This is a genomic window from Actinopolymorpha alba DSM 45243, from assembly GCF_000373925.1.
Classification (GTDB): Bacteria; Actinomycetota; Actinomycetes; order Propionibacteriales; family Actinopolymorphaceae; genus Actinopolymorpha; species Actinopolymorpha alba.
In genome coordinates, this window is sequence record NZ_KB892746.1 from 206208 (window position 1) to 228613 (window position 22406).

At 71.5% G+C, this 22406-nt stretch carries 13 protein-coding genes and 2 tRNA genes; 13 read left to right on the top strand and 2 right to left on the bottom strand.

The genetic code is table 11. From position 1 onward, the window contains the following. Window positions 1-143: 143 nt before the first annotated feature. Window positions 144-1658, top strand: a complete 1515-nt coding sequence (locus tag B141_RS0112405; RefSeq protein ID WP_202805747.1) for a N,N-dimethylformamidase beta subunit family domain-containing protein — start codon at window positions 144-146, stop codon at window positions 1656-1658. A gap of 25 nt (window positions 1659-1683) precedes the next feature. Here B141_RS0112405 and B141_RS0112410 read toward each other — a convergent pair whose 3' ends face one another. Further along, window positions 1684-2763 (bottom strand): metallophosphoesterase, encoded by a 1080-nt coding sequence (locus B141_RS0112410; protein ID WP_020575492.1) that lies wholly within the window; start codon window positions 2761-2763, stop codon window positions 1684-1686. A gap of 186 nt (window positions 2764-2949) precedes the next feature. Here B141_RS0112410 and B141_RS40335 point away from each other — a divergent pair, with 186 nt between their 5' ends. The 7 genes from B141_RS40335 to B141_RS0112445 all read left to right on the top strand — a co-directional run bounded on the left by B141_RS40335 (window position 2950) and on the right by B141_RS0112445 (window position 6894). Continuing rightward, on the top strand, window positions 2950-4107 hold the full coding sequence (locus tag B141_RS40335; protein ID WP_020575493.1) for a glycerophosphodiester phosphodiesterase family protein: 1158 nt from the start codon (window positions 2950-2952) through the stop codon (window positions 4105-4107). Between the two features lie 136 nt (window positions 4108-4243). Next, window positions 4244-4316: transfer RNA gene (locus B141_RS0112420), tRNA-Thr, on the top strand. Window positions 4317-4357: 41 nt separating this feature from the next. Next, window positions 4358-4430 (top strand) — tRNA-Met (locus B141_RS0112425). 148 nt (window positions 4431-4578) lie between these two features. Further along, entirely contained in the window at window positions 4579-4749 is a 171-nt protein-coding gene (gene rpmG, locus B141_RS0112430) for a 50S ribosomal protein L33 (RefSeq protein ID WP_020575494.1), read from the top strand. A gap of 212 nt (window positions 4750-4961) precedes the next feature. Continuing rightward, on the top strand, window positions 4962-5411 hold the full coding sequence (locus B141_RS0112435; RefSeq protein WP_020575495.1) for an FAS1-like dehydratase domain-containing protein: 450 nt from the start codon (window positions 4962-4964) through the stop codon (window positions 5409-5411). Next, window positions 5408-5833: a MaoC family dehydratase gene (locus tag B141_RS0112440; RefSeq protein WP_020575496.1), complete on the top strand. Its 426-nt coding sequence runs from the start codon at window positions 5408-5410 to the stop codon at window positions 5831-5833. The genes B141_RS0112435 and B141_RS0112440 overlap by 4 nt, the downstream gene beginning before the upstream one ends. Window positions 5834-5853: 20 nt before the next feature. Continuing rightward, entirely contained in the window at window positions 5854-6894 is a 1041-nt protein-coding gene (locus B141_RS0112445; RefSeq protein WP_020575497.1) for a UDP-N-acetylmuramate dehydrogenase, read from the top strand. A gap of 102 nt (window positions 6895-6996) precedes the next feature. On the opposite strand, the gene B141_RS40340 is transcribed toward B141_RS0112445, so the two are convergent. Beyond that, window positions 6997-7929, bottom strand: a complete 933-nt coding sequence (locus B141_RS40340; RefSeq protein WP_020575498.1) for a phosphotransferase family protein — start codon at window positions 7927-7929, stop codon at window positions 6997-6999. A 353-nt stretch (window positions 7930-8282) separates the two neighbouring features. Between B141_RS40340 and B141_RS0112455 the strand changes: the two genes are divergently transcribed. The 5 genes from B141_RS0112455 to B141_RS40345 are packed head-to-tail and all read left to right on the top strand — an operon-like array spanning window position 8283 to window position 22393. Further along, window positions 8283-15269, top strand: a complete 6987-nt coding sequence (locus B141_RS0112455) for a type I polyketide synthase (RefSeq protein WP_020575499.1) — start codon at window positions 8283-8285, stop codon at window positions 15267-15269. Window positions 15270-15272: 3 nt separating this feature from the next. Beyond that, entirely contained in the window at window positions 15273-19922 is a 4650-nt protein-coding gene (locus B141_RS0112460) for a type I polyketide synthase (RefSeq protein ID WP_020575500.1), read from the top strand. Window positions 19923-19928: 6 nt separating this feature from the next. Continuing rightward, window positions 19929-20252, top strand: a complete 324-nt coding sequence (locus tag B141_RS0112465) for an acyl carrier protein (protein ID WP_020575501.1) — start codon at window positions 19929-19931, stop codon at window positions 20250-20252. A gap of 3 nt (window positions 20253-20255) precedes the next feature. After that, the gene (locus B141_RS0112470) at window positions 20256-21074 is read left to right on the top strand and encodes an alpha/beta fold hydrolase (protein ID WP_020575502.1); all 819 of its coding nucleotides are present in this window, start codon (window positions 20256-20258) and stop codon (window positions 21072-21074) included. Beyond that, on the top strand, window positions 21071-22393 hold the full coding sequence (locus B141_RS40345) for a nucleotide disphospho-sugar-binding domain-containing protein (protein WP_040421144.1): 1323 nt from the start codon (window positions 21071-21073) through the stop codon (window positions 22391-22393). The genes B141_RS0112470 and B141_RS40345 overlap by 4 nt, the downstream gene beginning before the upstream one ends. Window positions 22394-22406 lie beyond the last annotated feature (13 nt).

The following is a 22406-nucleotide window of genomic DNA, read 5'->3' on the forward strand; positions in this document are numbered from 1 at the left end:
ACATCGCTCAGATTTCGGCGACATCCGCCCGCCCGGCCGCTCTCGTCCAGCGGCCGGCGGGGCCGGGCCATGACGGGAGGGCTGCGAGCGCGGCCCGCGGTTTTGAGGCACTCGCGGGAGGGGGTTGAGTGAGGCGGGTCCTGGTGGCGATCCTCGTTCTGCTCGTTGCCACCGGCTGTACGGGATCCGGCCCTCCGGAAGGCAAGGCGACCAGTGGTGCCCCGACCCCAGGCGCCCGGTCGGGTGGCGACCCGAACCGTCCCACCCCCACCCCCAACCCCGTGGTGGTGGAGAACTCCCGTCCCGGCACGACGGCGTGGAAGCGTTCCCGGACCGGCCCGAGCCAGCTGATCGAGGGGTACGCCGACAAGATCGCGGTCCGGCCGGGAGATTCGTTCCGGCTCTTCGTCTCCACGACAGCGCCGGGATTCAGCGCGACCGCGTTCCGGGTCGGGTGGTACGGCGGGACGGGCGGGCGCGAGGTGTGGACCTCTCCGCGTATCCGGGGCATCCGCCAGGTCAAGCCCGTCGTCGAACGTCCCCTCAACACGGTCGTCGCGCGGTGGAAGCCGTCCGCCACCGTCTCGACGAAGGGTTGGCCGGAGGGCAACTACCTGATCAAGCTCCGGTCCGAGGCCGGCTACGAAAACTACGTCCCGATCACCGTGCGCTCCACCAGCACGAGCGGGAAGGTCGTGCTGGTCAACGGCGTCACGACCTGGCAGGCGTACAACCTGTGGGGTGGGTACGACCTCTACGAGGGGCCGACCGGCTACTCCGACCGGTCGCGGGCGGTCAGCTTCGACCGGCCGTACGACGACGCGGGCATGTCGAGGTTCCTGAGCGGTGAGCGGCCGGCGATCGTGCTCGCCGAACGCCTGGGGGTGCCGCTGGCGTACATCACCGACATCGAACTCGCGACGGATCCGGGACTGCTGGCGGGGGCCCGGGCGCTCATCACACTCGGACACGATGAGTACTGGACGAGCTCGATGCGCACCAACACCATCGAGGCACGTGAGGCTGGCACGAACCTCGCCTTCCTCGGGGCGAACGCGATCTTCCGGCACGCGCGGTTGGCGTCCACCGCGCTCGGGCCCAATCGGTTGGTCATCTGCTACAAGTCGTTCGAGGAGGATCCGATACGGAAGACGAACCCGTCGGAGGCGACGCAGGACTGGCGGTTCCCGCCGGATCCCCGCCCCGAGAGCGTGCTGACGGGCCTGATGTACGACTGCTTCCCAGCCAACGCCGCCTTCGTTGTCACCAACCCGACGAACTGGCTGTTCGCCGGGACGGGTGTGCGCAAGGGCACGAAGTTTCCCAATCTGGTGGGGGTCGAGTCGGACCGCCTGGACCTGCGGAAGCCGACGCCACGGCCGATCGAGATCCTGTCGGACTCGCCGGTGCTGTGTGGGACCGACCGGCGTACCTGGGCCAACTCCGCCTACTACACCGTGGGTTCGGGGGCTGGTGTGTTCAATACCGGCACGCTGCGGTGGGTGCAGGCGTTGGGTCACTCCAAGCGGTTCAACCCGCGGACCTGGCGGTTCGTCGAGCAGGTGACGGCGAACCTCCTGCGGGGGTTCGCGCAGGGCCCGGCCGGCCGGAGGCATCCGGCCCGTGACAACGCAGACGACTACACCCACGGGCGTTAGAGCCTGCTCAGATAAGCGCCTTCAGTCAGCGGGTGGGGAAGTCGATCTGGTTGAGGGTGAACTCGTTTGCCGGATCCTGTTTGTACGCGGGGCATTCACCGGTCTGCGCGCAGTACGGCGAGTAGGTGCGGACGATAACGGTCCCGGCCTGGGGCTGGATCCGCATGATCCGCAGGTAGCCGTTTTCGTTGACGTTCGGGATCGAATAGGTCTGGTAGTCGGCCTGGATGCCGTAGACCTGGTTGCCGAGGTCGCCGGTTTCCACCCGCAAGCCGGCGTTGACATAGTGGCCGGAGAGGATGAACCGCACGGTGGCGTGCTTGCGTGCGACGGCGTTCCAGATCCGGTCGCCGATCGGCGTTCTGGTGCTGCCGTTCTGGTATTCGTGAGTGTTGATGATCACCTGGCGGTCGGGGTGCGCCGCCACCACCTGGTCTGCCCAGGCGAGTTCGTCGTCGGTGGGATTGAACTTGATCGAGAGTACGAGCCAGTCGACGTCCGCGGCTGAGAACGTGAAGAAACTGTTGTCCACCAGGGCTTCGGGATAGGTTCCGCCGAACGAGCGCCAGCTCGCGAAGAGGCTGCGGGGGAAGTAGGTGTTGAGATAGTCGGCGCTGCGGTCGAGCGCGATCGATGCCCACGGATTACAGCTCGCCGCCGGCTCGCACGCCCACGCGTCGAGATCGTGGTTACCCACGGCGAGAGAATAGGGAACCCTCCCGTCGAGGCGGCGGAGTGCGGCTTTCGCGCGTTCCCAGTCAGACTGGCGCGACGGCCACTCGACAATGTCACCTTCGTGGATGACGAAGCGGATGTCGCGGGCCTTCTGGTTGTCCAGGATCCATTGCGTCTGGGCGTAGAAGAGTTCGGGTTTGTTCTGTACGGCGAGCTGCGTGTCGGGAATCACGACGAGCGTGAAGCTCTTCCGCTCGTTCGACCCCGACGTCGCCGGAGCCGCGTCGGCCGGAGTCGAACCTGCCTTGGCCGTGTCGGCGCGGCTCGCCGCTGGGTCGGTGGCCTGGAGCAGGACAGCCGCAGCGGCGGCGACGGTGAGGGTGAGGAGGGTCCGGCGAAGGGTGGCTACTGGCTTCAGCGACGGCAGCACAGCTTTCTCCTCTGAGATCGAGCCGGGCGGGTCGGTGCCGAGATCCTCAGCATGATCACCGGAACGCCGGCCGGGGAGGTGCGCGGCGCGGCCGATCCCGGCCGGGTCAGCAGGTGGGCATCGTGTGGACGCCGCACCGGTCAGTCGGCCAGGCTGTGTGGCCGCGGCAGGGGAGGAGTGTGCTCGATGTCCGGGGAACCAGCCGGCTCAACCAGTCCGTCGCCGAACGGCCGGCGGGAGGTGATCATCGTCGCCCATCGCGGCGCGTCCGGGATGGCACCCGAGAACACCCTCGCGGCGATCCGGGAGGCGGCGCGGCAGCGCGCACACTTCGTCGAACTCGACGTGGTCCTCAGCAGTGACGGCGTACCCGTCCTGATCCACGACACCTCGCTCGCCCGGACGACCAACGCCGTCCAGCTCTTTCCCGACCGCGCGCCCTGGCACGTGGGTGACTTCACGCTGGAGGAGCTCCGGAAGCTGGACGCGGGTTCGTGGTTCGACGAGCGGTACGCCGGCGAGCGCATCCCGACGTTCGCCGAAGCGCTCGACACCCTCCGGGAGGAGGGCCTCGGCCTCTGGCTCGAGCTGAAGAGCCCCGAACGCCACCCGGACCTCGAGCAGGCGGTCGCCGACGTCCTGCGATCCGCGCCGGGCGACTGGCTCACGTCGCCCGACCGGGCGCGGCGGGTGAAGGTGACGTCGTTCAACCACGAGGCGCTGGCGAAGTTCGCCGCGGAGATCGACCACGCGGTCCCCCTCGGCGGCCTGTCCGAGACGGTCCCGGACGACGCGACGCTGCGCCACCTGGCCGGCTGGCTGGAGTACTTCATCCCCGACCATCGGCGGCTGCGGCCGGGCGACGTCGTACGCATGCGGGCGGCCGGGCTCAAGACGGCGTTCTGGATCCCGAACGGCCCGGTCGCCGTCGCGTCCCTCGTCGCGCTGGGAGCCGACGCCCTCATCCAGAACTACCCCGCGGTCGCGCGCCAGGTGATCGAACGCGGCGAACCGGTGCCAGGTCCGGCGAGCGTGGTCATCGAGCGGGTCGCGGGATCCGGAGAGACCGAACACGTCGTCCTGCGGAACGTCTCCAGCGGGCCGGTCGATGTCGGCGGGTGGTACGTACGGGACGATCCCGGCGACCGGCTGTGGATCCCGCCGAGCTACGTGATCCCGGCTGGGGGCACCCTCGAGGTCTACAGCGGGGCGGGTACGGACATGCCGGACCGCTGCTACAACGGCCTGTCCGTGGCCACCCTCGGGGACGGCGGGGACAGCGTGGCCCTGCATCGGGCCGATGGGGAGGTGGCCGACGTGGCCGGGAACGATCTGACCGCGTAAAGTGTCCGAGGCTGCTGAGACAGGGCCTCGAAGGACCGACGACGTCTCGCCGGTCCTGGATCGCATGTTCGGTGACACCCGCCGGGTATCCGACTACCGATCCGGTTCGAGGCTCTTGTATCCTCGGTTGTCGCTCGCCCCAATAGCTCAGTCGGCAGAGCGTCTCCATGGTAAGGAGAAGGTCTACGGTTCGATTCCGTATTGGGGCTCTGCGGCCGGAACCGCTCTCAGAGCGGTCACCCGGTCCGGCGGCGGTGTAGCTCAGACGGTAGAGCAAGCGGCTCATAATCGCTGTGTCGCCGGTTCGAGTCCGGCCACCGCTACGAGGTGGGTTTGTGTGCTTGTTGGCTCTCAGCCAACTGCGCCGGGCCCGCAGTGTTAGTTCCAGGGGTTCGTCCCCCTGGAACTACCCGCAAGCCAGGGAGGCGACCCCCTGGAACCCCCGCCCCGACAGATCACAAGAGGCATCCCGTGGCTAGCAAGAGCTCCGACGTTCGCCCGAAGATCACCATGGCGTGCACTGAGTGCAAGGAGCGCAACTACATCACGAAGAAGAACCGCCGTAACGACCCCGACCGGCTCGAACTGAAGAAGTTCTGCCCGCGCTGCCGCACGCACCGCGCTCACCGCGAGACCCGCTAGTCGAAGCGGTTCGTTGACGGTCGAGAGGTCGGCGACGCTTCGCGCCTACTTGTCCGTTACGGATGGTCGATTCGTCCGGGACTGAGCGTTTCGGTTGCCAGGGCCGCCCCGTGTGATGCGGGAGCGGCCCCTTTTGCGTGCGTTCGTTCTTGCCTGACGCGTTACGGGGTGGCCGCTCGTGCCCGGCGGGGCTGCTCGGGTACGGTCGCGACATGCCCGTCGACGCCCTCGTAGGCCGCGCCTACTCCACGCGGACGCCGTACGAAGTCGGCCGCGAAAAGATCCGCGAGTTCGCCGACGCGATCGGTGATCCCAACCCCGTCTACCGCGACCCGGAGGTGGCGAAGGCATTCGGCCACACCGATGTGGTCGCGCCTCCGACGTTCCCGATCGTGGTGGCGTTCGGCCTCCTCAACCAACTCTTCGATGACCCCGAAGCGGGCGTGGCCCTGCACCGGGTGGTCCATGCCGACCAGAAGTTCAGCTACACCCGTCCGCTGCACCCGGGCGACCGGCTGGCCGCGACGCTGACGGTGGAGGGAGTACGCCAGGTGGCTGGCGCTGACCTGATCCTGACCCGGACGGCGATCACCACGGTCGACGGCGAGCCGGTCTGCACGGCCTCCGCCTCGATCGTCCACCGCGGGGAGGCGGAAGCATGAGCGCTGTGACTTTTGAGGCGGTGGAGAAGGGGACGGAGCTGCCGTCTCTCACGATCCACCTGCGACGGGCCGACCTGGTGCGGTACGCCGGTGCTTCGGGTGACTTCAACCCGATCCACTGGAACGCGCGGGTCGCCCAGGAGGTCGGCCTTCCTGACGTGATCTCGCACGGGATGCTCACGATGGCGCTGGCGGGCCGCGTACTCACCGACTGGCTCGGCGACCCGGCGCGGGTCGTGGACTACTCCGTGCGGTTCAGCCGTCCGATCGTCGTTCCCGACACCGAGGAGGGCGTGGCGGTGACGTTCGGCGGGAAGGTTGCCGAGAGGTTGGAGAACGGCACGGCGCGCGTCGACCTGACCGCCGTCGCCGAAGGCGGCAAGGTCTTCGGCGCGGCCCGGGCAGTCGTCCGCCTCACCTGACCAGACCGGACGGATCCGCTGTGCACGAACGCTTCGACGTACCCTTCTCCGAACTCACCACGCTCCGCCTCGGTGGGCCGGCCAAACGACTGGTCGAGGTCTCTGACGTCGACAGCCTCGTCGAGGCGGTCCGGGCCTGCGACGCGGCTGGCGAGCCGCTGCTGGTCCTTGGCGGGGGCAGCAATCTCGTCGTCGCCGACGAAGGCTTCCCTGGCACCGTCGTCCGTGTCCTGGCGCGCGGTGTGCGGGTCGAGTCGGCGAGCACCTGTGGTGGTGTGACGGTGCGGGTCGCGGCGGGCGAGGACTGGGACGAGTTCGTCCAGTGCGCGGTCGCGGAGGGCTGGGTCGGTGTCGAGGCGCTGTCCGGCATCCCTGGTCGGGCCGGGGGAGCGCCGATCCAGAACGTCGGCGCCTACGGCCAGGAGGTGGCCCAGACGATCGCACAGGTCCGGGTCTGGGACCGCGGCGAGTCCGCGATTCGTACCCTCCCGCTGGCCGACTGCGACTTCGGCTACCGCATGAGCAGGTTCAAGCGGGCGCCTGGGCGGTACGTCGTCCTCGAGGTGGTCTTTCAGTTCCGACTCGGGGAGCTCGGCGCGCCGGTGCGGTACGCCGAACTCGCCCGGACCCTCGGCGTGGAGCAGGGGGAGCGGGCGCCGTTGCCGGACGTGCGCGCCGCCGTGCTCGGCCTGCGGCGGGGCAAGGGCATGGTGCTCGATGCGGGCGACCACGACACCTGGAGCGCCGGGTCGTTCTTCACCAACCCGGTCGTGTCCGCGGAGGTGGCCGAGAAGCTGCCGGTCGAGGCGCCGCGCTGGCCGGGCGAGGACGGGCAGGTCAAGACCAGCGCCGCCTGGCTGATCGAGCGGGCGGGCTTTGGTAAGGGGTACGGCGACGGGCCGGCCCAGCTGTCGTCCAAACACACCCTCGCGCTGACCAACCGGGGTGCCGCGGCGACGGCAGACCTGCTGGCGCTGGCCCGGGAGATCCGCGCGGGCGTCCGTGCGGCGTTCGGCATCGAGCTCGTCAACGAACCCGTGCTCGTGGGCTGCGAGCTGTAAGCCGGACCGCTTGGGCAAGGCCCGCAATGATCACGTATACGTGATCATTTGGCGCCTCACACAGCAGGCGGCGACCAGGAGCCCTGCTCGGGCGGAGCACCCCTATCGCAGGCTGGCCCGCAGGTCGGGGCGGTTCAGCTGGTCGACGCACCAGGCGAAGTGGCCGTCGGCGCCGGCGGGGTCGTACGCGTGGGCACCCGCGATCGCGTACGCCGCGCGGTAGAGGTGGAGCCGCGCCCGGGAGTAACCGAACTCCGCACACAGCCAGTCGGTGAGCTGCTCGTCAATGGCACGTGCCCGTGGCCCGTACATGTCGAAGAAGCCGGCGCCGAGGCTCGCGTCGAACGCCGGGTCGCCAGCCGTCGTGAGGAACCCCCAGTCGAGCACGCTCACCACGCGAAGGTTGTCGTCCACGAGCAGGTTGGGCGTACACAGGTCGCCGTGCAGGACGGCGCTGTCGGGGGTGGGCAGAGCCTGGAGCGCGGCGACGACCCGCGCGTACAGCGCCTCGAAGTCCTCGACCGAACGCCGGAAGTGCTCGCCATAGGTGTCCACGCGGCGGGCGAGCAGCCGTGCCAGCGCATCCGGCCACGAGTCGTCGGGGTCGGCGTAGAACGGCGACGGCTCGTCCAGGACGGACAGCGCCCGGGTCGCCGAGGTCGGCGCGATGCCGCGCAACGCTCCGAGCACGTCGACGAACGTGTGAAGGGCACGGTCAGACGGCGCGTCGTCGGAGATGAACTCAGAGAGCGGCCGCCCGGTGAGTCGGCGTTCGATCGTGACGCTCACCCCGTCGACAACCATCACCTGATGGATCCGCGGGGTGGCGAAGGGAAGATCGGCGGAGGCGAGATCGGCATAGAACGCCTGCAGGCGGAGCAGGTCCTCGAACCCTTGCCGGGCCCAGACCTTCGCGACCGTGCCATCGGCCAGGGCGTACACCACGCCTTCCATGCCGGCGCCGAGTTGCTCGGTCACCGACAGGCCGACCTCGCGTAGCGAGTGCGGCCACGCTGCGGCGGGCGTTCGCGCCATGTGGGTTTCCTCCGGTCCTCGCCGTCCTGCTCGACTCCCTTGCCGAGGGTGCCTCGGCCCGGTCCAGGCGGCAGGTGGTCGCTCCCGAGCGGGCGGCCCAGCCTACGGCAGCTGAGACCACGCTCTGTCACAGCGCGGTTGTCTCCGCATTTCGCGACGTTCGCTTTGGGCAGCTAAGATCCGGTGCGCCCGATTTTACCCAGAAGTAATGTTTTTGCCTTGATGGCAGCTCATGGTCATCCCCTATAACTGTGGTTTCGCCGAGCGGGGGCTCGGAACTACCGGCGGATCCGCGGCCAGCGTTCGATCCCGGCTGCCAACCAACGTCTTGTCCGCATGTGGAAGGAGTACGCATGACCGGCCCCACGGCCAGGCGCGACCTCGTCCTCGGCGTGAGTCCGTGCGGAGAGCCCCAGGCACGCCTCGCCGCCGCGGTGAGCCGAGCTGGCGGGCTTGGTGTGCTGGACCTCGCGGGCGGTGACCGGCGGGCCCGCCGCGCGCTGGAGCTGACCGCGAGGTGGGCGCCGGGCGCGTTCGGCGTACGCGTGAGACCCGGGTGTGCCCTCGTCCCCGACGACCTCGAGCAGGCACTGGTGGGTACGTCCGCGCGGGTCGACACGGTGCTGCTTGGCGCGATCGTCGAGGAAAGTTCGCCATGGGACCCGGCGGCACTCGCCGGTCACTACCGCGTACTCGCCGAGGTGACCAGCAGGGACGAGGCGCTCGCGGCCGCGGCCGCCGGGGCGCACGGGCTGGTCGTCAGGGGCAACGAGAGCGGCGGCCGGGTCGGCGAACTCAGCTCGTTCGTCCTCCTCCAGCAGGTGCTGGCGCTGGAGCATCTGTCGCTTCCGGTGTGGGTGGCCGGCGGGATCGGCCTACGGACCGCGGCGGCCAGCGTCGTCGGCGGCGCGGCCGGCGTGGTCCTCGACTCCCAGCTCGCGCTGCTGGCCGAGTCCGAGCTCCCCGCGGACGTCGCCGCCGCGATCCACACGATGGACGGCTCGGAGACGGTCCTTGTCGACGGCCACCGTCTCCTTCCCAGGCGTGCCGGCGCGCGGACGCCGCGGTTGGACCCGCTGCCCGTCGGCCAGGACGGATTCCTCGCCGCGCGGTTCGCGGAGCGTTTCGGCGACGTGGGTACGACCGTACGCGCGGTCCGCGACGCGATCCTGGACGCGGCGCGGGACGCGGGTACGCCGCAGACGGCGCTGCGGCCCGGCTCGTCGTTCGCGACCGCGCACGGCATCGGCCTGCCGGTGGTGCAGGGGCCGATGACGAGGGTCAGTGACCAGCCCGGGTTCGCGGGTGCGGTGGCGGGTGCCGGCGGGCTGCCGTTCCTCGCCCTGGCACTGTCCGACGAGGCGTCGACGCGGGCGCTGCTGACCGAAACCCGGGCCGAGCTGGGCGAGCGACCCTGGGGGGTCGGCATCCTCGGCTTCGCTCCCGAGGAGACCAGGACCGCGCAACTACGCGTGATCGAGGAGGTCAGGCCGACCTGCGCCATCATCGCCGGCGGCCGTCCCGCGCAGGCGAAGGCGCTGGAGGACGCCGGCATCACGACGTACCTCCACGTACCCTCACCCGGGCTGCTCGAGCAGTTCGTGCGGAGCGGTGCCCGGAAGTTCGTCTTCGAAGGATCAGAGTGCGGCGGCCACGTCGGGCCCCGGGCCAGCTTCCCGCTGTGGGAGGCCCAGCTGGGCGTTCTCGACGACTTCCTCGCCGGGGAACCTGACGCGGCGCAGGAGCTCCAGCTGCTGTTCGCGGGCGGCATTCACGACGCCCGCTCGGCCGCGATGGTCGCCACGATGGCGGCGCCGCTGGCCGCGCGTGGCGTGCGGGTGGGCGTCCTCATGGGCACTGCGTACCTCTTCACCGCCGAAGCCGTGCGCTACGGCGCCATCCAGCCGGCGTTCCAGCAGCAGGTCCTCCAGGCCGAACGCACCGACCTGCTCGAGACCGCGCCCGGTCACGCGACCCGCGGCGTGGCCAGCGCCTTCACCGCGAGCTTCCAGCAACGCAAGGCCGAGTTGACGGCGGAAGGGCTGCCGGACCGGGAGGTCTGGGAACGACTCGAGCAGCTCAACGTCGGCCGGCTTCGGATCGCCAGCAAGGGCCTGCGCCGCGACGGTGCGACGCTCGTGCCAGTCGATCCGGACGGCCAGGTCACCGACGGGCTGTTCATGGCGGGCCAGGTGGCCGCCCTTCGTTCCGAGGTAACCGGTGTCAAGGACCTGCACCGCGCGGCCACCACCGGCGCGGCGGAGTTCCATGCCGCGCGGACGGAGCGGCTCCGCCGCGAGCTGCGGATCGAGGAGCCGGCCGCCGGCATCGAGCCGCCCCCGCCGGTCGACGTCGCGATCGTCGGCATGGCGTGCGTGTTCCCGCGCTCGCCCGACCTCGCGGACTTCTGGGCGACCGTGCTGAGCGGCGCCGACGCGGTGACGGAGGTCCCAGCGGACCGCTGGGACGTCGACACCTATTACGGCGAGTCCGGTGACCGCACGCCGTCGAAGTGGGGCGGCTTCCTCCCGCCGGTGCCGTTCGATCCGTTGGCGTACGGCATACCTCCGGCGGCCCTGGCCAGCATCGAGCCCACCCAGCTCCTGGCCCTCGAGGTCGCCCGCCGGGCTTTGGCGGACGCGGGGTACGCCGGGCCCGGCCACCAGCACGACCGCACCTCCGTCGTCTTCGGCGCCGAAGCCGGCAGTGACCTCTCCAACGCCGGGGTGCTGCGTACCCTCCTGCCGGCGTACCTCGGCGAACTGCCCCCCGCCCTCGACGAGCAACTGCCCCGGCTCACCGAAGACTCGTTCCCCGGCGTCCTGGCCAACGTCATCGCCGGCCGGATCGCCAACCGGCTCGACCTCGGCGGCGCCAACTACACCGTCGACGCGGCCTGCGCGTCATCGCTCGCCGCCGTCGACGTGGCCTGCAAGGAGCTGACGAACGGCACCAGTGACCTGGTGCTGTGCGGCGGCGCGGACCTGCACAACGGCATCAACGACTACCTGATGTTCTCGGCGGTGCATGCGCTGTCGCCGACCGGGCGGTCGCGGACGTTCGACAGTACGGCGGACGGCATCGCGCTCGGCGAGGGCGTCGCGTGCGTCGTCCTCAAGCGGCTGGCCGACGCCGAACGCGACGGCGACCGGATCTACGCGGTGATCAAGGGAGTCGGCAGCGCCAGCGACGGTAAGGCGCTGGGTCTGACCGCGCCCCGCCCCGACGGGCAGCGCCGGGCGCTGGAACGCGCGTACGCCAACGCCCGGATCGCGCCGTCGGAGGTCGGACTGGTCGAGGCGCACGGCACCGGGACCGTGGTCGGTGACCGTACCGAACTGCAGACGCTCACCGCGGTGTTCACCGAGGCCGGTGCGGCGCCTGGCCGCTGTGCGCTGGGTTCGGTGAAGTCGCAGATCGGCCACACCAAGTGTGCGGCCGGACTCGCCGGGCTGATCAAGGCCGCGATGGCGGTGTACGCCGGGGTCAAGCCGCCGACCATCCACCTCGACAACCCCAACCCCGCCTGGGACTCCGACACCAGCCCGTTCGCGTTCCACACCGAGAGCCGGCCGTGGCCCGCGCCGCCTGCCGAGCGGATCGCGGGGGTGAGTGCGTTCGGCTTCGGGGGGACCAACTTCCACGTCGTCCTGCGCGCGTACGACGGCGGGACCGAGCCGCGGCACGGACAGGCGACCTGGCCGGCGGAGCTGTTCTGCTTCCGGGGCGCCGACCGGCGGGCCGCGCATTCCGGTGTCCAGGCGCTGCTCGACCTCCTTGCCGCCAACGACGCCAGCGGGCGGCCCTGGCGGCTCCGGGATCTCGCGCACACCACCTCCCGACGTTTCGACGCGAGGGACGAGCGGGTCCAGGTCGCGGTGGTCGTGGATGACCTCGACCACCTGGCTGAGCTGCTGCGGCGGGCGCTGGCGGGCGAGCACGATCCGGTGGCGGGGTTGTTCCAGCCGCAGCCGCCGTCACCGGAGCACGGAGCCATCGAGGCGGCCGGCGAGGTCGCGTTCCTCTTTCCGGGCCAGGGCAGCCAGCGGCCGGGGATGCTGGCAGATCTCTTCGTGGCGTTCCCGGAACTCCAGCACTACCTGCGACTTCACCGCCGGGAGTGGGCCGACCTGCTGTATCCGCCGGCGGCGTTCGATCCCGAGCGGGCACGGGCGCAGGAGGATCGGGTCCGCGACACCCGGGTGGCGCAGCCGGTCCTCGGCATCACCGGGCTCGCCGTCGAGCACCTCCTCGACCGGCTTGGCGTACGCCCCGACCTGGCGGCCGGACACAGCTACGGCGAGCTGGTCGCGCTCTGCAGCGCCGGCGCCTTTGACCCGCGCACCCTGCTGACGCTGAGCGAGGAACGGGCCGGGGCCATCCTGGCAGCGGCCGGGGACGACCCGGGCGCGATGGCGGCGGTGTCGGCGACCCTCGACGAGGTGGTCGGCGTACTCCAGACCGCCGGCCTGTCCGGCGACGTCGTACCCGCCAACCAGAACGCGCCCCGGCAGGTGGTCGTGTCCGGGCCGACGGAGCGGGTCGAGGACGCCGTACGCGCGCTGCGCGACGCGGGCCTCGCCGCCAAGCGGATCCCGGTCGCGTGCGCGTTCCACAGCCCGGTGGTGGCTGGGGCGACGACGACCTTCGGCGCCGTCCTCGCGGACCTGCCGCTGCGGGCGCCGGAGATTCCGGTCTGGTCCAACCGCACGGCCGCGCCGTACGGCGCCTCGGTGGCCGACGTCCGGGCCGAACTCGCCGCCCAGGTCGGTGCGCCGGTGCGGTTCGTCGACCAGATCGAGGCGATGTACGCCAGCGGGGCCCGCGTCTTCGTCGAGGCGGGGCCAGGTCGCGTGCTCAGCCGGCTGGTGGACGCGATCCTCGGCGACCGGCCGCACGTGACGGTGGCCTTCGACGCTGTGTCGATCCAGCCCGTCACGGGTACCGCCCGTCCGGGCCCGCCCCCACCTCGCACGACCACGCGGCCGGGTACCGGCCTGCGGAGTTTCCTCGCCGGAGTCGCGCAGCTCGCGGTCGCCGGCGTTCCCCTGCGGACCGGCTGGCTCTTCGAGGGCCGCGACGCGCGCGACGTCAGCGGCCGGACGCCGCCCGCGCAGCCGGGCTGGACCGTGGACGGCCAGCTGGTGCGTACCCGCGACGGCGCCTACATCCCGGGTGGCCTGACCCCCGCACGACGTGTTCCGGAGGCGATGTTGACCAGACTCGATCCGATGGGTGCCGCTTCGACTGGTGCCGGTGTGCCGGGTGCCGGTGTTTCTGGTGCCGGTGTTTCTGGTGACCGGGACGCCCTGCTGGCGGAGTACCTCCGGACCAGCCGGGAGATGGTGGCGGCGCAGCGCGACGTGCTGCTCGCCTACCTTGGTACGCCGCCGGCCGGGCAGCTGGTCTGGCAACCCGGCCCGGGCACGGCGGCGACTTTGCCGGCGAACGGCGGAGTGGTCGCCGAAGCCGCGCCGGTCGTGCCGATGCCCACCGCATCGGCGCCAGCCGTACCCACTCCGGCAGCGGACGCGGAGCCGTCGGGTCACGAGACGTCACGTACGCCGGCATCGCCCGCGGCGGCCGCCGACCTGGCGGCGATGGTGCTCCAGATCATCAGCGAACGCACCGGCTATCCCACCGACATGATCGAGCTGGACCTCGATCTGGAGGCGGACCTTTCGATCGACTCGATCAAGCGCACCGAGATCGCGGGCGAGATCGTCCTGCGGTTGGGCGCGGGCAACCAGCTGGCGGGCCAGCTCGACGACTCCGAGCTGGAGGACCTCGCCAAGGCACGCACGGCGCGAACGATCGCGGACTGGTTGACGAGCAGGTTCGAAACGCCCGAGTCCACCGGCGGAACGCCGGAAGGCACGGAAGAGCTGCAGCCGGCTTCCGGCGTACCCCCGAAGCGCCTCGTACCCCAGCGGGTCGCACTCCAGGCGGCCTCGCTGCCGCCCGAGCAGACGCTGGCCGGCGCCGCCTTCACGGTGGTGGGCGGAGAGACCGCTGCCGCGGGCGAGGTGACCGCACTGCTCCAGTCGTACGGCGCGATCGTGCGGGGAGGGGACACGGAGCCGGTCGACGGGGTGATCCACCTCGGCGGACTGGTACCCACGGACGAGTGGCTGCTGCCCGAGCTCTTCGGCGACCTCCAGACGACGCTGCGGCAGCCGCCGCGCTGGCTGCTCGCGGCGTCCGCCAGCGGGCTGGAGCGCCCGGCCGGGTTGCGCGGGTTGTTCCGCACGATCGCGCGGGAGTACCCCCAGATCACGGCGAAGGCGGTCGAGGTCGACGCGTCGGCGCCGCCGACCGAGGTCGCCCGGATGCTGGTCGACGAGCTGCTCGCCGGCGACCAGGCGCCGGTGGTGGCCCGCGCGGGCGGCGCGAGGTACGGCTTCGAGCCGGTCGGGGCGGCGCTCGGCGGACTGGCCAGCACCGGAGCCGGCCCGGCCGGTGACGGTACGGCGGAGGCCCAGGCGCTCGGCCTGGACCGCGACGCGGTGGTCGTGTTGTTCGGTGGCGCCCGGGGGATCACCGCACAGGTCGCGGCGGCGTTCGCGACGGCCAGCCGCTGCCGGCTCGAGCTCGTCGGTCGTACGCCACTACCGGCCGACGCCGAAGAACCCGAGCTGGCCGCCGCGACTGACCGGACCGCACTGCGGGCCGCGCTGATCGCCCGCGGCCTGCGGACACCGGCGGAGATCGAGCGCACCGCCGACCAGATCCTTGCCGGCCGGGAGGTCGCGGCCACCCTCGCCGAGCTCAGCACGCTAGGGAGCCGGGCGCGCTACCACGCGGTCGACGTCCGCGACAGTGAGGCCGTCCACCAGCTCATCAAGGAGATCCAGACCGAGCACGGCCGGCTGGACGGTGTCGTCTACGCGGCGGGTGTGATCGAGGATCGCCTGCTGGTGGAGAAGGACGCGGAGTCGTTCCGGCGGGTCTTCGGCACCAAGGTCGACGGCGCGCGCTCGGTGCTGGCCGCATTGGAGGAGCTGCCGAACCTGCCCGGGTTCGCGGTGCTGTTCGGCAGCATCGCCGGCGTTCTCGGCAACCGCGGGCAGTCAGACTACGCCGCGGCCAACGACGCGCTGGAGGTGCTGGGCGAGCAGTGGTCCGCACGGACCGGCGCGCGCTGCCTCACCGTGCACTGGGGACCCTGGGCGCCGGCGGCCAGGCACAGCGGCATGGTCACGCCCGAGCTGCGGCAGGAGTACGCCCGGCGGGGGATCGAGCTGATCGACCCTGAGGAGGGCACGCTGAGCCTGCTCCGCGAGCTGGCCTGGGGTGAGCCGTCCACCTCCGCCGTGGTCTACACCGCGTCGGGGTGGTGAGCCGTGCGGGAGCAGGTCGCGATCGTCGGCATGGCGGTGATGCTGCCGGGCGCGGCGGATCTGGACGCGTACTGGCGCAACCTCGTCGACGGTGTGGACGCCATCAGCGAGGTTCCGGCGCACCGCTGGGACGCCGGCTTCTACGACCCCGAGGCGGGGGAAGGCCGCGCTGACCGGGTGTACTGCCGGCGCGGCGGGTTCATCGACGAGTTCGCCGAGGTGGACGCGGCCCGGTTCGGCATCATGCCCACGTCGGTGGCGGGCACCGAGCCGGACCAGCTGATCGCGCTGCGGGTCGCGGCGGCCGCGCTCGCTGACGCGGGCGGACCCGACCGGCTGCCCGCGCCCGACCGGATCGGCGTGGTCGTCGGCCGGGGCGGCTACCTGACGCCCGGGTTGGTACGCCTCGACCAGCGGGTCCGCACCGCCAACCAGCTCGTACGGACACTGCGGGACCTCCTTCCCGACGTGGGCTCGGATCAGCTGGAGCGGGTACGCGAGGCGTTCACCGAGCAGCTCGGACCGCACCAGCCGGAGTCGGCGATCGGGCTCGTACCCAACCTCGCCGCGTCCCGGATCGCCAACCGGCTGGACCTGCGGGGTCCGGCGTACACCGTCGACGCCGCCTGCGCGTCCTCGCTGATCGCGGTCGACCACGCGGTCGCGGAGTTGGCCAGTGGCCGCTGCGACGTGGTGCTGGCGGGCGGCGTCCACCACTGCCACGACATCACCTTGTGGAGCGTCTTCGCGCAGTTGCGGGCGTTGTCGCGCCGGGAACAGATCCGGCCGTTCGACCGGGCCGCGGACGGCATCCTCATCGGCGAGGGCACCGGCGTCGTGGTGCTCAAACGGCTCGCGGAGGCGGCCCGCGACGGCGACCGGATCTACGCGGTCATCCGGGGGACCGGGGTGGCGAGTGACGGCCGCAGCGCGAGCCTGTTCAATCCCGAACCCGCCGGGCAGGCGCGGGCAGTCAGGGCGGCGTGGGCGGCGGCCGGCCTGGATCCGGCTCAGCCCGGCTCGCTCGGGTTGCTGGAGGCCCACGGCACCGGCACTCCGGCCGGCGACACCGCCGAACTCGCCACGCTGGCCGACGTCTTCGGGCCGGCGAGCGCCGGGGAACGCGCGGTGATCGGTTCGGTCAAGTCGATGATCGGGCACACGATGCCGGCCGCGGGTGTGGCCGGACTGGTGAAGGCGGCGCTCGCCGTCCACCGAGGCGTCCTGCTGCCGACCCTGCACTGCGACGATCCCCATCCCGAGCTCAAGCGCACGCGGTTCCGCCCGATCAGCGCCGCGGAGCCCTGGACGACCGAGCATGGGCCGCGCCGCGCCGGCGTCAACGCGTTCGGCTTCGGCGGCATCAACGCCCACGTCGTGCTGGAGCAGGCGCCGGACGGCGACGGCACGTCCCGGTCGCGCGGCCGCCCGGTCGAGGTGGCCGAGGTGGTCGAGGTGGCCGAGCCGGAGCAGGTCCTGAGGTTCGCGGCGCCTGATCCGGCTTCGCTGGCCGAGGTTCTTTCGAAGGATGACGCCGAGGTGCGGGCGGCTGGGCTTCGCCATCCACACCACGCCACGCCCGGTTGCCGGCTCGGCATTGTCGATCCGACACCGAAGCGGCTCGCGCTGGCTCGGCGGGTGGTCGCCAAGGGGCAGGCGTGGCGGGGACGCAACGACGTGTGGTTCAGCCCGGCGCCGCTGCTCGGCGGCGATGGAGGCGCCCGGATCGCCTTCGTCTACCCGGGCCTCGAGGCCGACTTCTCCCCGCGGGTGGAGGACGTCGCCGCGATCTTCGGTACGCCGGGACGATCCGGTGACTCCAGCGACGTCGTGACCCGAGACGGCCGCTATGCCGCGACCAGCGTCGGCCGGCACGGCGTCGGCGTCGTCGAGGTGGGACGGCTGCTGGACCGCGCCCTTCGCGGCATCGGCATCCGGCCCGACCTGGTGGCCGGACACAGCGTCGGCGAGTGGACGGCGATGATCTGCTCGGGGCTGCAGTCGGGCGCGGCGGTCGATGAGTTTCTGGCGTCCTTCGACCCGGACTCGCTGCGGGTACCCGGACTGGTCTTCGCCGCCATCGGCGCTGGTGTCGACCGGGTCAGCGCCGCGCTGGCCGACCGGCCCGGCGTCGTACTCTCCCACGACAACGCGCCCAACCAGTCGATCGTCTGTGGCCCCGAGGCGGAGGTCGAGTCGCTGGTCCGCTGGTTCCGCCGCCAGAACGTGCTGTGCCAGGTCCTGCCGTTCCGTAGCGGCTTCCACACGCCGATGCTCGCGCCCTACCTCGGCCCGATCGAGGCGGCGGTCGACGGCTTCGAACTCCATCGCCCGGAGGTCCCGGTGTGGTCGGCGACCACCACCGCGCCGTACCCCGAGGATCCGGCTGAGGTACGCGCGTTGTTCCTGCGGCATCTGCTGGAGCCCGTGCGTTTCCGGCCGATGATCGAGGGGATGTACGCCGCCGGCGCCCGGGTCTTCGTCCAGGTGGGCACCGGGCATCTGGCGTCGGTGATCAGTGACGTTCTGGCCGGACGTGACCATCTCGCCGTCCCGGTCAACGTCCCGCAGCGCACTGGTGTGGCCCAACTCCACCGGGTGGCCACCGCGCTGTGGGTGGAAGGCGGCGCCCCCGACCTTCGGCCGCTGCGGCCGGCGCCGGATCGGGGGGTCATGTCCTCGGAGAGCCGGACGAGGGCGGTACGCCTGGACCTCGGCGGTGCGCTGGTCTCGCTGGGCGACGGGGCGTCCGACCTGCTGGCTGGGGATGCGCCTGCAGAGAACGCGCCGGGCGGGAATCTACCTGCCGGTCGTACGCCGATGGCCCCGGATCGGCTTGCCCCGCTGGACCACCTCGCGGGCCGCCATCCGATCGCCGCCGAACTCGCGAACCTCCTGCGTGAGACGGCCTACAGCGCCGTCGCCGTTCTCGGAGCGGGTAGCGCGCGGTCCGCGCCCGTTCCCGCGGCTCCCCGCCGTCCCATGGAGACCGTTCTGACGGTCTCGACCGCGACCATGCCGTACCTTCTCGACCATTGCTTCTTCCGCCAGCGTGCGGGGTGGCCCGACCTCACCGACAGGTTCCCGGTGGTACCGGCGACGACGGTGCTCCACCACCTGATGGCGGCCGCGGAGGAGTACCTCCCGGGTATGCGGGCGGTCGCGATCCACGACGCGCGGTTCCACCGCTGGGTGGTGGCCGAGCCGTCCGTCGACGTCCCGGTCACGGTCACGCCGGTCCCCACGTCAGGGCCCGAGGCGGCCGGCCCTACGGGTCCCGGACCTTCCGGCGTACGCCGGGTGCGGGCGGCGTTCGGCTCGTACGCCCACGCCGTGATCGACCTCGCGCCGAGCCATCCACATGACCTGCCGGCTCCCTGGGCTCCGGATCCCGCGACCGAACGCGCCCCCGAGATCAGTGCCGCCCAGCTTTACACCGAGCGGTGGATGTTCCACGACCGGAAGTTCCAGGGCGTGGCCGAGATCCAGGTGATCGCCGACACCCACGTGCGCGGCGTCCTCACCACGCCGTCAGCACCCGGCGCGCTGCTCGACAACGTGGGCCAGCTGCTCGGCTACTGGATCATGGCGACCCACTCGACCCGCAAGGTCGTGTTCCCGGTACGGATGGGACGCATAAGGTTCTTCGGCCCCCACCCACCCGCCGCCACGCGACTCGACTGCGTCATCCGGATCCGGTCGGTCACCGAGACCGAGCTCGTCGCCGACGCCCAGCTGATCCTCGGCGGCCGGGTGTGGGCGGCGTTCGACGGCTGGGTCGACCGGAGGTTCGACAGCCATCCCGAGACGCTCGGCGTGGAGCGGTTCCCCGAGCGCACGACGCTGGCCCGTCGCCAGCCGGGGGACTGGTGCGTGGTCTTCGAACGCTGGCCCGACCTGGCCTCCCGCGATCTGTTCACCCGCAAGCTGCTCAGTGCCGGCGAGCGCGCCGAGCTGGAACGCTGCCCGCCCCGAGGGCGGCGGCAGTGGCTGCTCGGGCGGTTCGCGGTCAAGGACGCCGTCCGCACCCTGCTGTGGGACGAGGGCGCCGGGCCGATCTTCCCCGCCGAGGTGCGGGTTTCCAACGACGAGACCGGTCGGCCACACGTCGCCGGCCTGCACGGCCGGGACCTTGGCGACCTCGACGTCTCGCTCGCCCACTGCGCCGAGGTGGGGGTGGCGCTCGTCCGCCGCTGCGAGGACGCGTCCAGCCCTGGTGTCGGCATTGACGTCGAGCAGATCGTCGACCGGACGGCGGCGACCCATGCCGTCGCCCTCGGGCCCGCCGAGTCGGCGCTGCTGGCCCAGGTGTGCGCGGACTCGACCGAGCCGGAACGCGTGTGGTTCACCAGGTTCTGGGCCGCGAAGGAGGCGGTGTCCAAGGCGGAGGGCACCGGGTTGCGTGGTCGCCCGCGGCGGTTCGCGGTGGTGTCGGCCACGGAGGACGCGCTTGCGGTCGCGGTGGAACCAGTGGAACCAGTGGAGCCGATGGAGCCGATGGAGCCGGCGAGCGGCCCGGAGCGGCCCGGGCAACGCCGGATCTACCCGGTCAGGTGTGCCCGGATCGCCAATCCCGATGACCTACCCGAACGGCAGTACGTCGTCGCCTGGACCGAAGGCCCGACGACCGAGAAGCACAGCAGGCAGGAGTAAGGACGCGTGAACGTCAGCATCGAGGAAGCGACGCCCAAGGTGGTCTTCGAGGAGATCACCCGCATGCTCCGCAAGGTTCTCGCGGAGTACGACGTGGACGACCTGGAGATCACCCGCACGAGTACGTTCCAGGGTGACCTGGAGATGGAGAGCATCGACCTGGTGACTCTCGCGGGGGAGTTGGAGCAGCGGTACGGCCGCCGGGTGAACTTCGCGGAGTTCATCGCCGACCTCGACCTCGAGCAGATCATCGCGTTGAACGTCGGCAGCCTCGTCGACTACGTCGCCGTGTCCCTGAACTCCGGGTCCGACCAGCCAGCGGGGGGCTGAGCGGTGAAGATCCTCGCCAACGGGATCTCCCAGCACGTACAGACGATGGCGCCACCTGGCCGGACGTTCGGCGAGGCGCCGGCGACGCTGGTCTGCCTGCACGGCATCGGCACCGACAGCCTGGCGAGTTTCTACTTCACCCTCGCGAAGCCCTTCGCCGACGCCGGGCTCGACGTCGTGATGTACGACCTGCGCGGGCATGGCCGGTCCGACCGCCCGCCAGCCGGCTACCGCCTGGACAACTTCGTCGCCGACCTGTCCGGGCTGCTGGACGCCCTCGGAATCGAGGGCCCGGTGCACCTGATCGGGAACTCCTTCGGCGGCACCGTCGCATTCACGTTCGCGGCCAGGTATCCGGACCGGGTGGCGGGACTGGTGGTCATCGAGTCCGAGCCGCCGGGCGAGACCTGGCCGGTGAAGATGGCCGGCAACCTGCTGCGTGCCACGGCGCAACTCGGGTCCGACGAGGCGAACACCTGGATCGCCGAGCGCCACGGCGCCCACACCGCCCGGCTCGCGCGGTCGGCGGCGAAGATGCTGCACTCCACCACGGTCGCCTGGGAGGTGCCGACCAGCCGGCTCCTCTCGCCGCGGCAGGTCGCTTCGCTCACCTGCCCGGTGCTGGCGTTGTACGGCGAACGGTCCGACCTGGCCGCCCAGGCGCCCTGGCTTGAGAGCGTGCTGCCCGGCTGTTCGACGGTGGTCATCCCCGACCAGGCGCATTCGGTGCTGGTCGAGGTGCCCGACACCGTGCTCGACGTCGTACTCCCGTGGATCGGCGACCGGACTCCAGCGCTCGCTGCCGGAGCCGGCGCGAGGTGAGTAGGTTCCTCTTCGTGGTGCCGCCGCTGGCGGGCCACGTCAACCCCACGGTCGGTGTCGCCGCGCGGCTTGTCGAACTCGGGCACGAGGTCGCCTGGGCCGGAAGTCCTGAGGTCGTACGCCAGTTGGTGGGACCCGACGCTCTGGTCTTCGCCTGCGCGCTGCCGCCCCTCGACGGCACCCACGCCGGCCGGCCGCCCGACCTGCGCGGGGTCGCGGCGCTGCGGTTCCTGTGGGAGCGCTTCCTGATCCCGTTGGGCGACGCGATGGTTCCGGGCGTCCGCGCGGCGGTTGACGCGTTCGCACCGGACGTCCTGGTCGTGGACCAGCAGGCCCTCGCCGGCGCGGCGGTGGGTGCCGCGCTCGGAATCCCGTGGGCCACCTCCGCGACGACGTCCGCCGAACTCGCCGGCCCGCTTGCCGACATGCCGAAGGTCGGGTCCTGGTTGGCCGCGCTGCTCGCGGAGTTCGGTGCACGGCACGGCGTTCCGGCCGGACATGATCCGAGGTTCTCCCCGCACCTGGTGCTGGCGTTCAGTACGCGTGAGCTGGTCGGGGAGATCCGGCTGGAGGCCTTGGGCGCGGGGCCTTCGCTTCCTGGCGTACTCCGCTTCGTCGGTCCGTCGATCGCGCCCCGGCCGGAAGCCGACGACGGCGAGTTTCCGTGGTCGTGGCTCGCGTCGCCGTGTGGTTCCGGCCCCGGTCGGGCCTCGCCCGTCCGGGCCCACCCGCAGTGTGGTTCCGGCCCCGGTCGGGCTTCGCCCTTCCGGGCCCACCCCCACCCGGACCCGGTGATCCTGGTGACCCTCGGGACGGTGAACGCGGACGTCGGCGTGAGGTTCCTGGACGCGTGCCTGCGGGCACTGAGGGAGCGGCCGGGACTGCGGGCCGTCGTCGTCGATCCGACCGGCGGAGTCGACGGTGCGCCGCCGAACGTGCTTCTTGTGCGGCGGGTTCCGCAACTCGCCCTGCTCCCGCACGTCGAGGCCGTCGTCTGCCACGCGGGCCACAACACGGTCTGTGAGTCGCTGTTCCACGGCCTGCCGCTGGTGGTCGCGCCGATCCGGGACGACCAGCCGGTGATCGCCCAGCAGGTCGTCGACGCCGGCGCTGGTATCCGGCTGCGGTTTGGCCGGGCGACGTCCGACCACCTCGGCCGGGCGATCGACGAGGTGCTCGGGCAACCCGGCTACCGCGTGGGCGCGCGACGGGTGCGGGAGTCGTTCAGGACCGCTGGCGGTGCGTCCGCGGCCGCTGATCACCTGGTGGCGCTCGCCCGCCGGGGCTCCGACAGAAAACCGAACCCGGTTTGTTTTTGAACCCGGTTCGGCT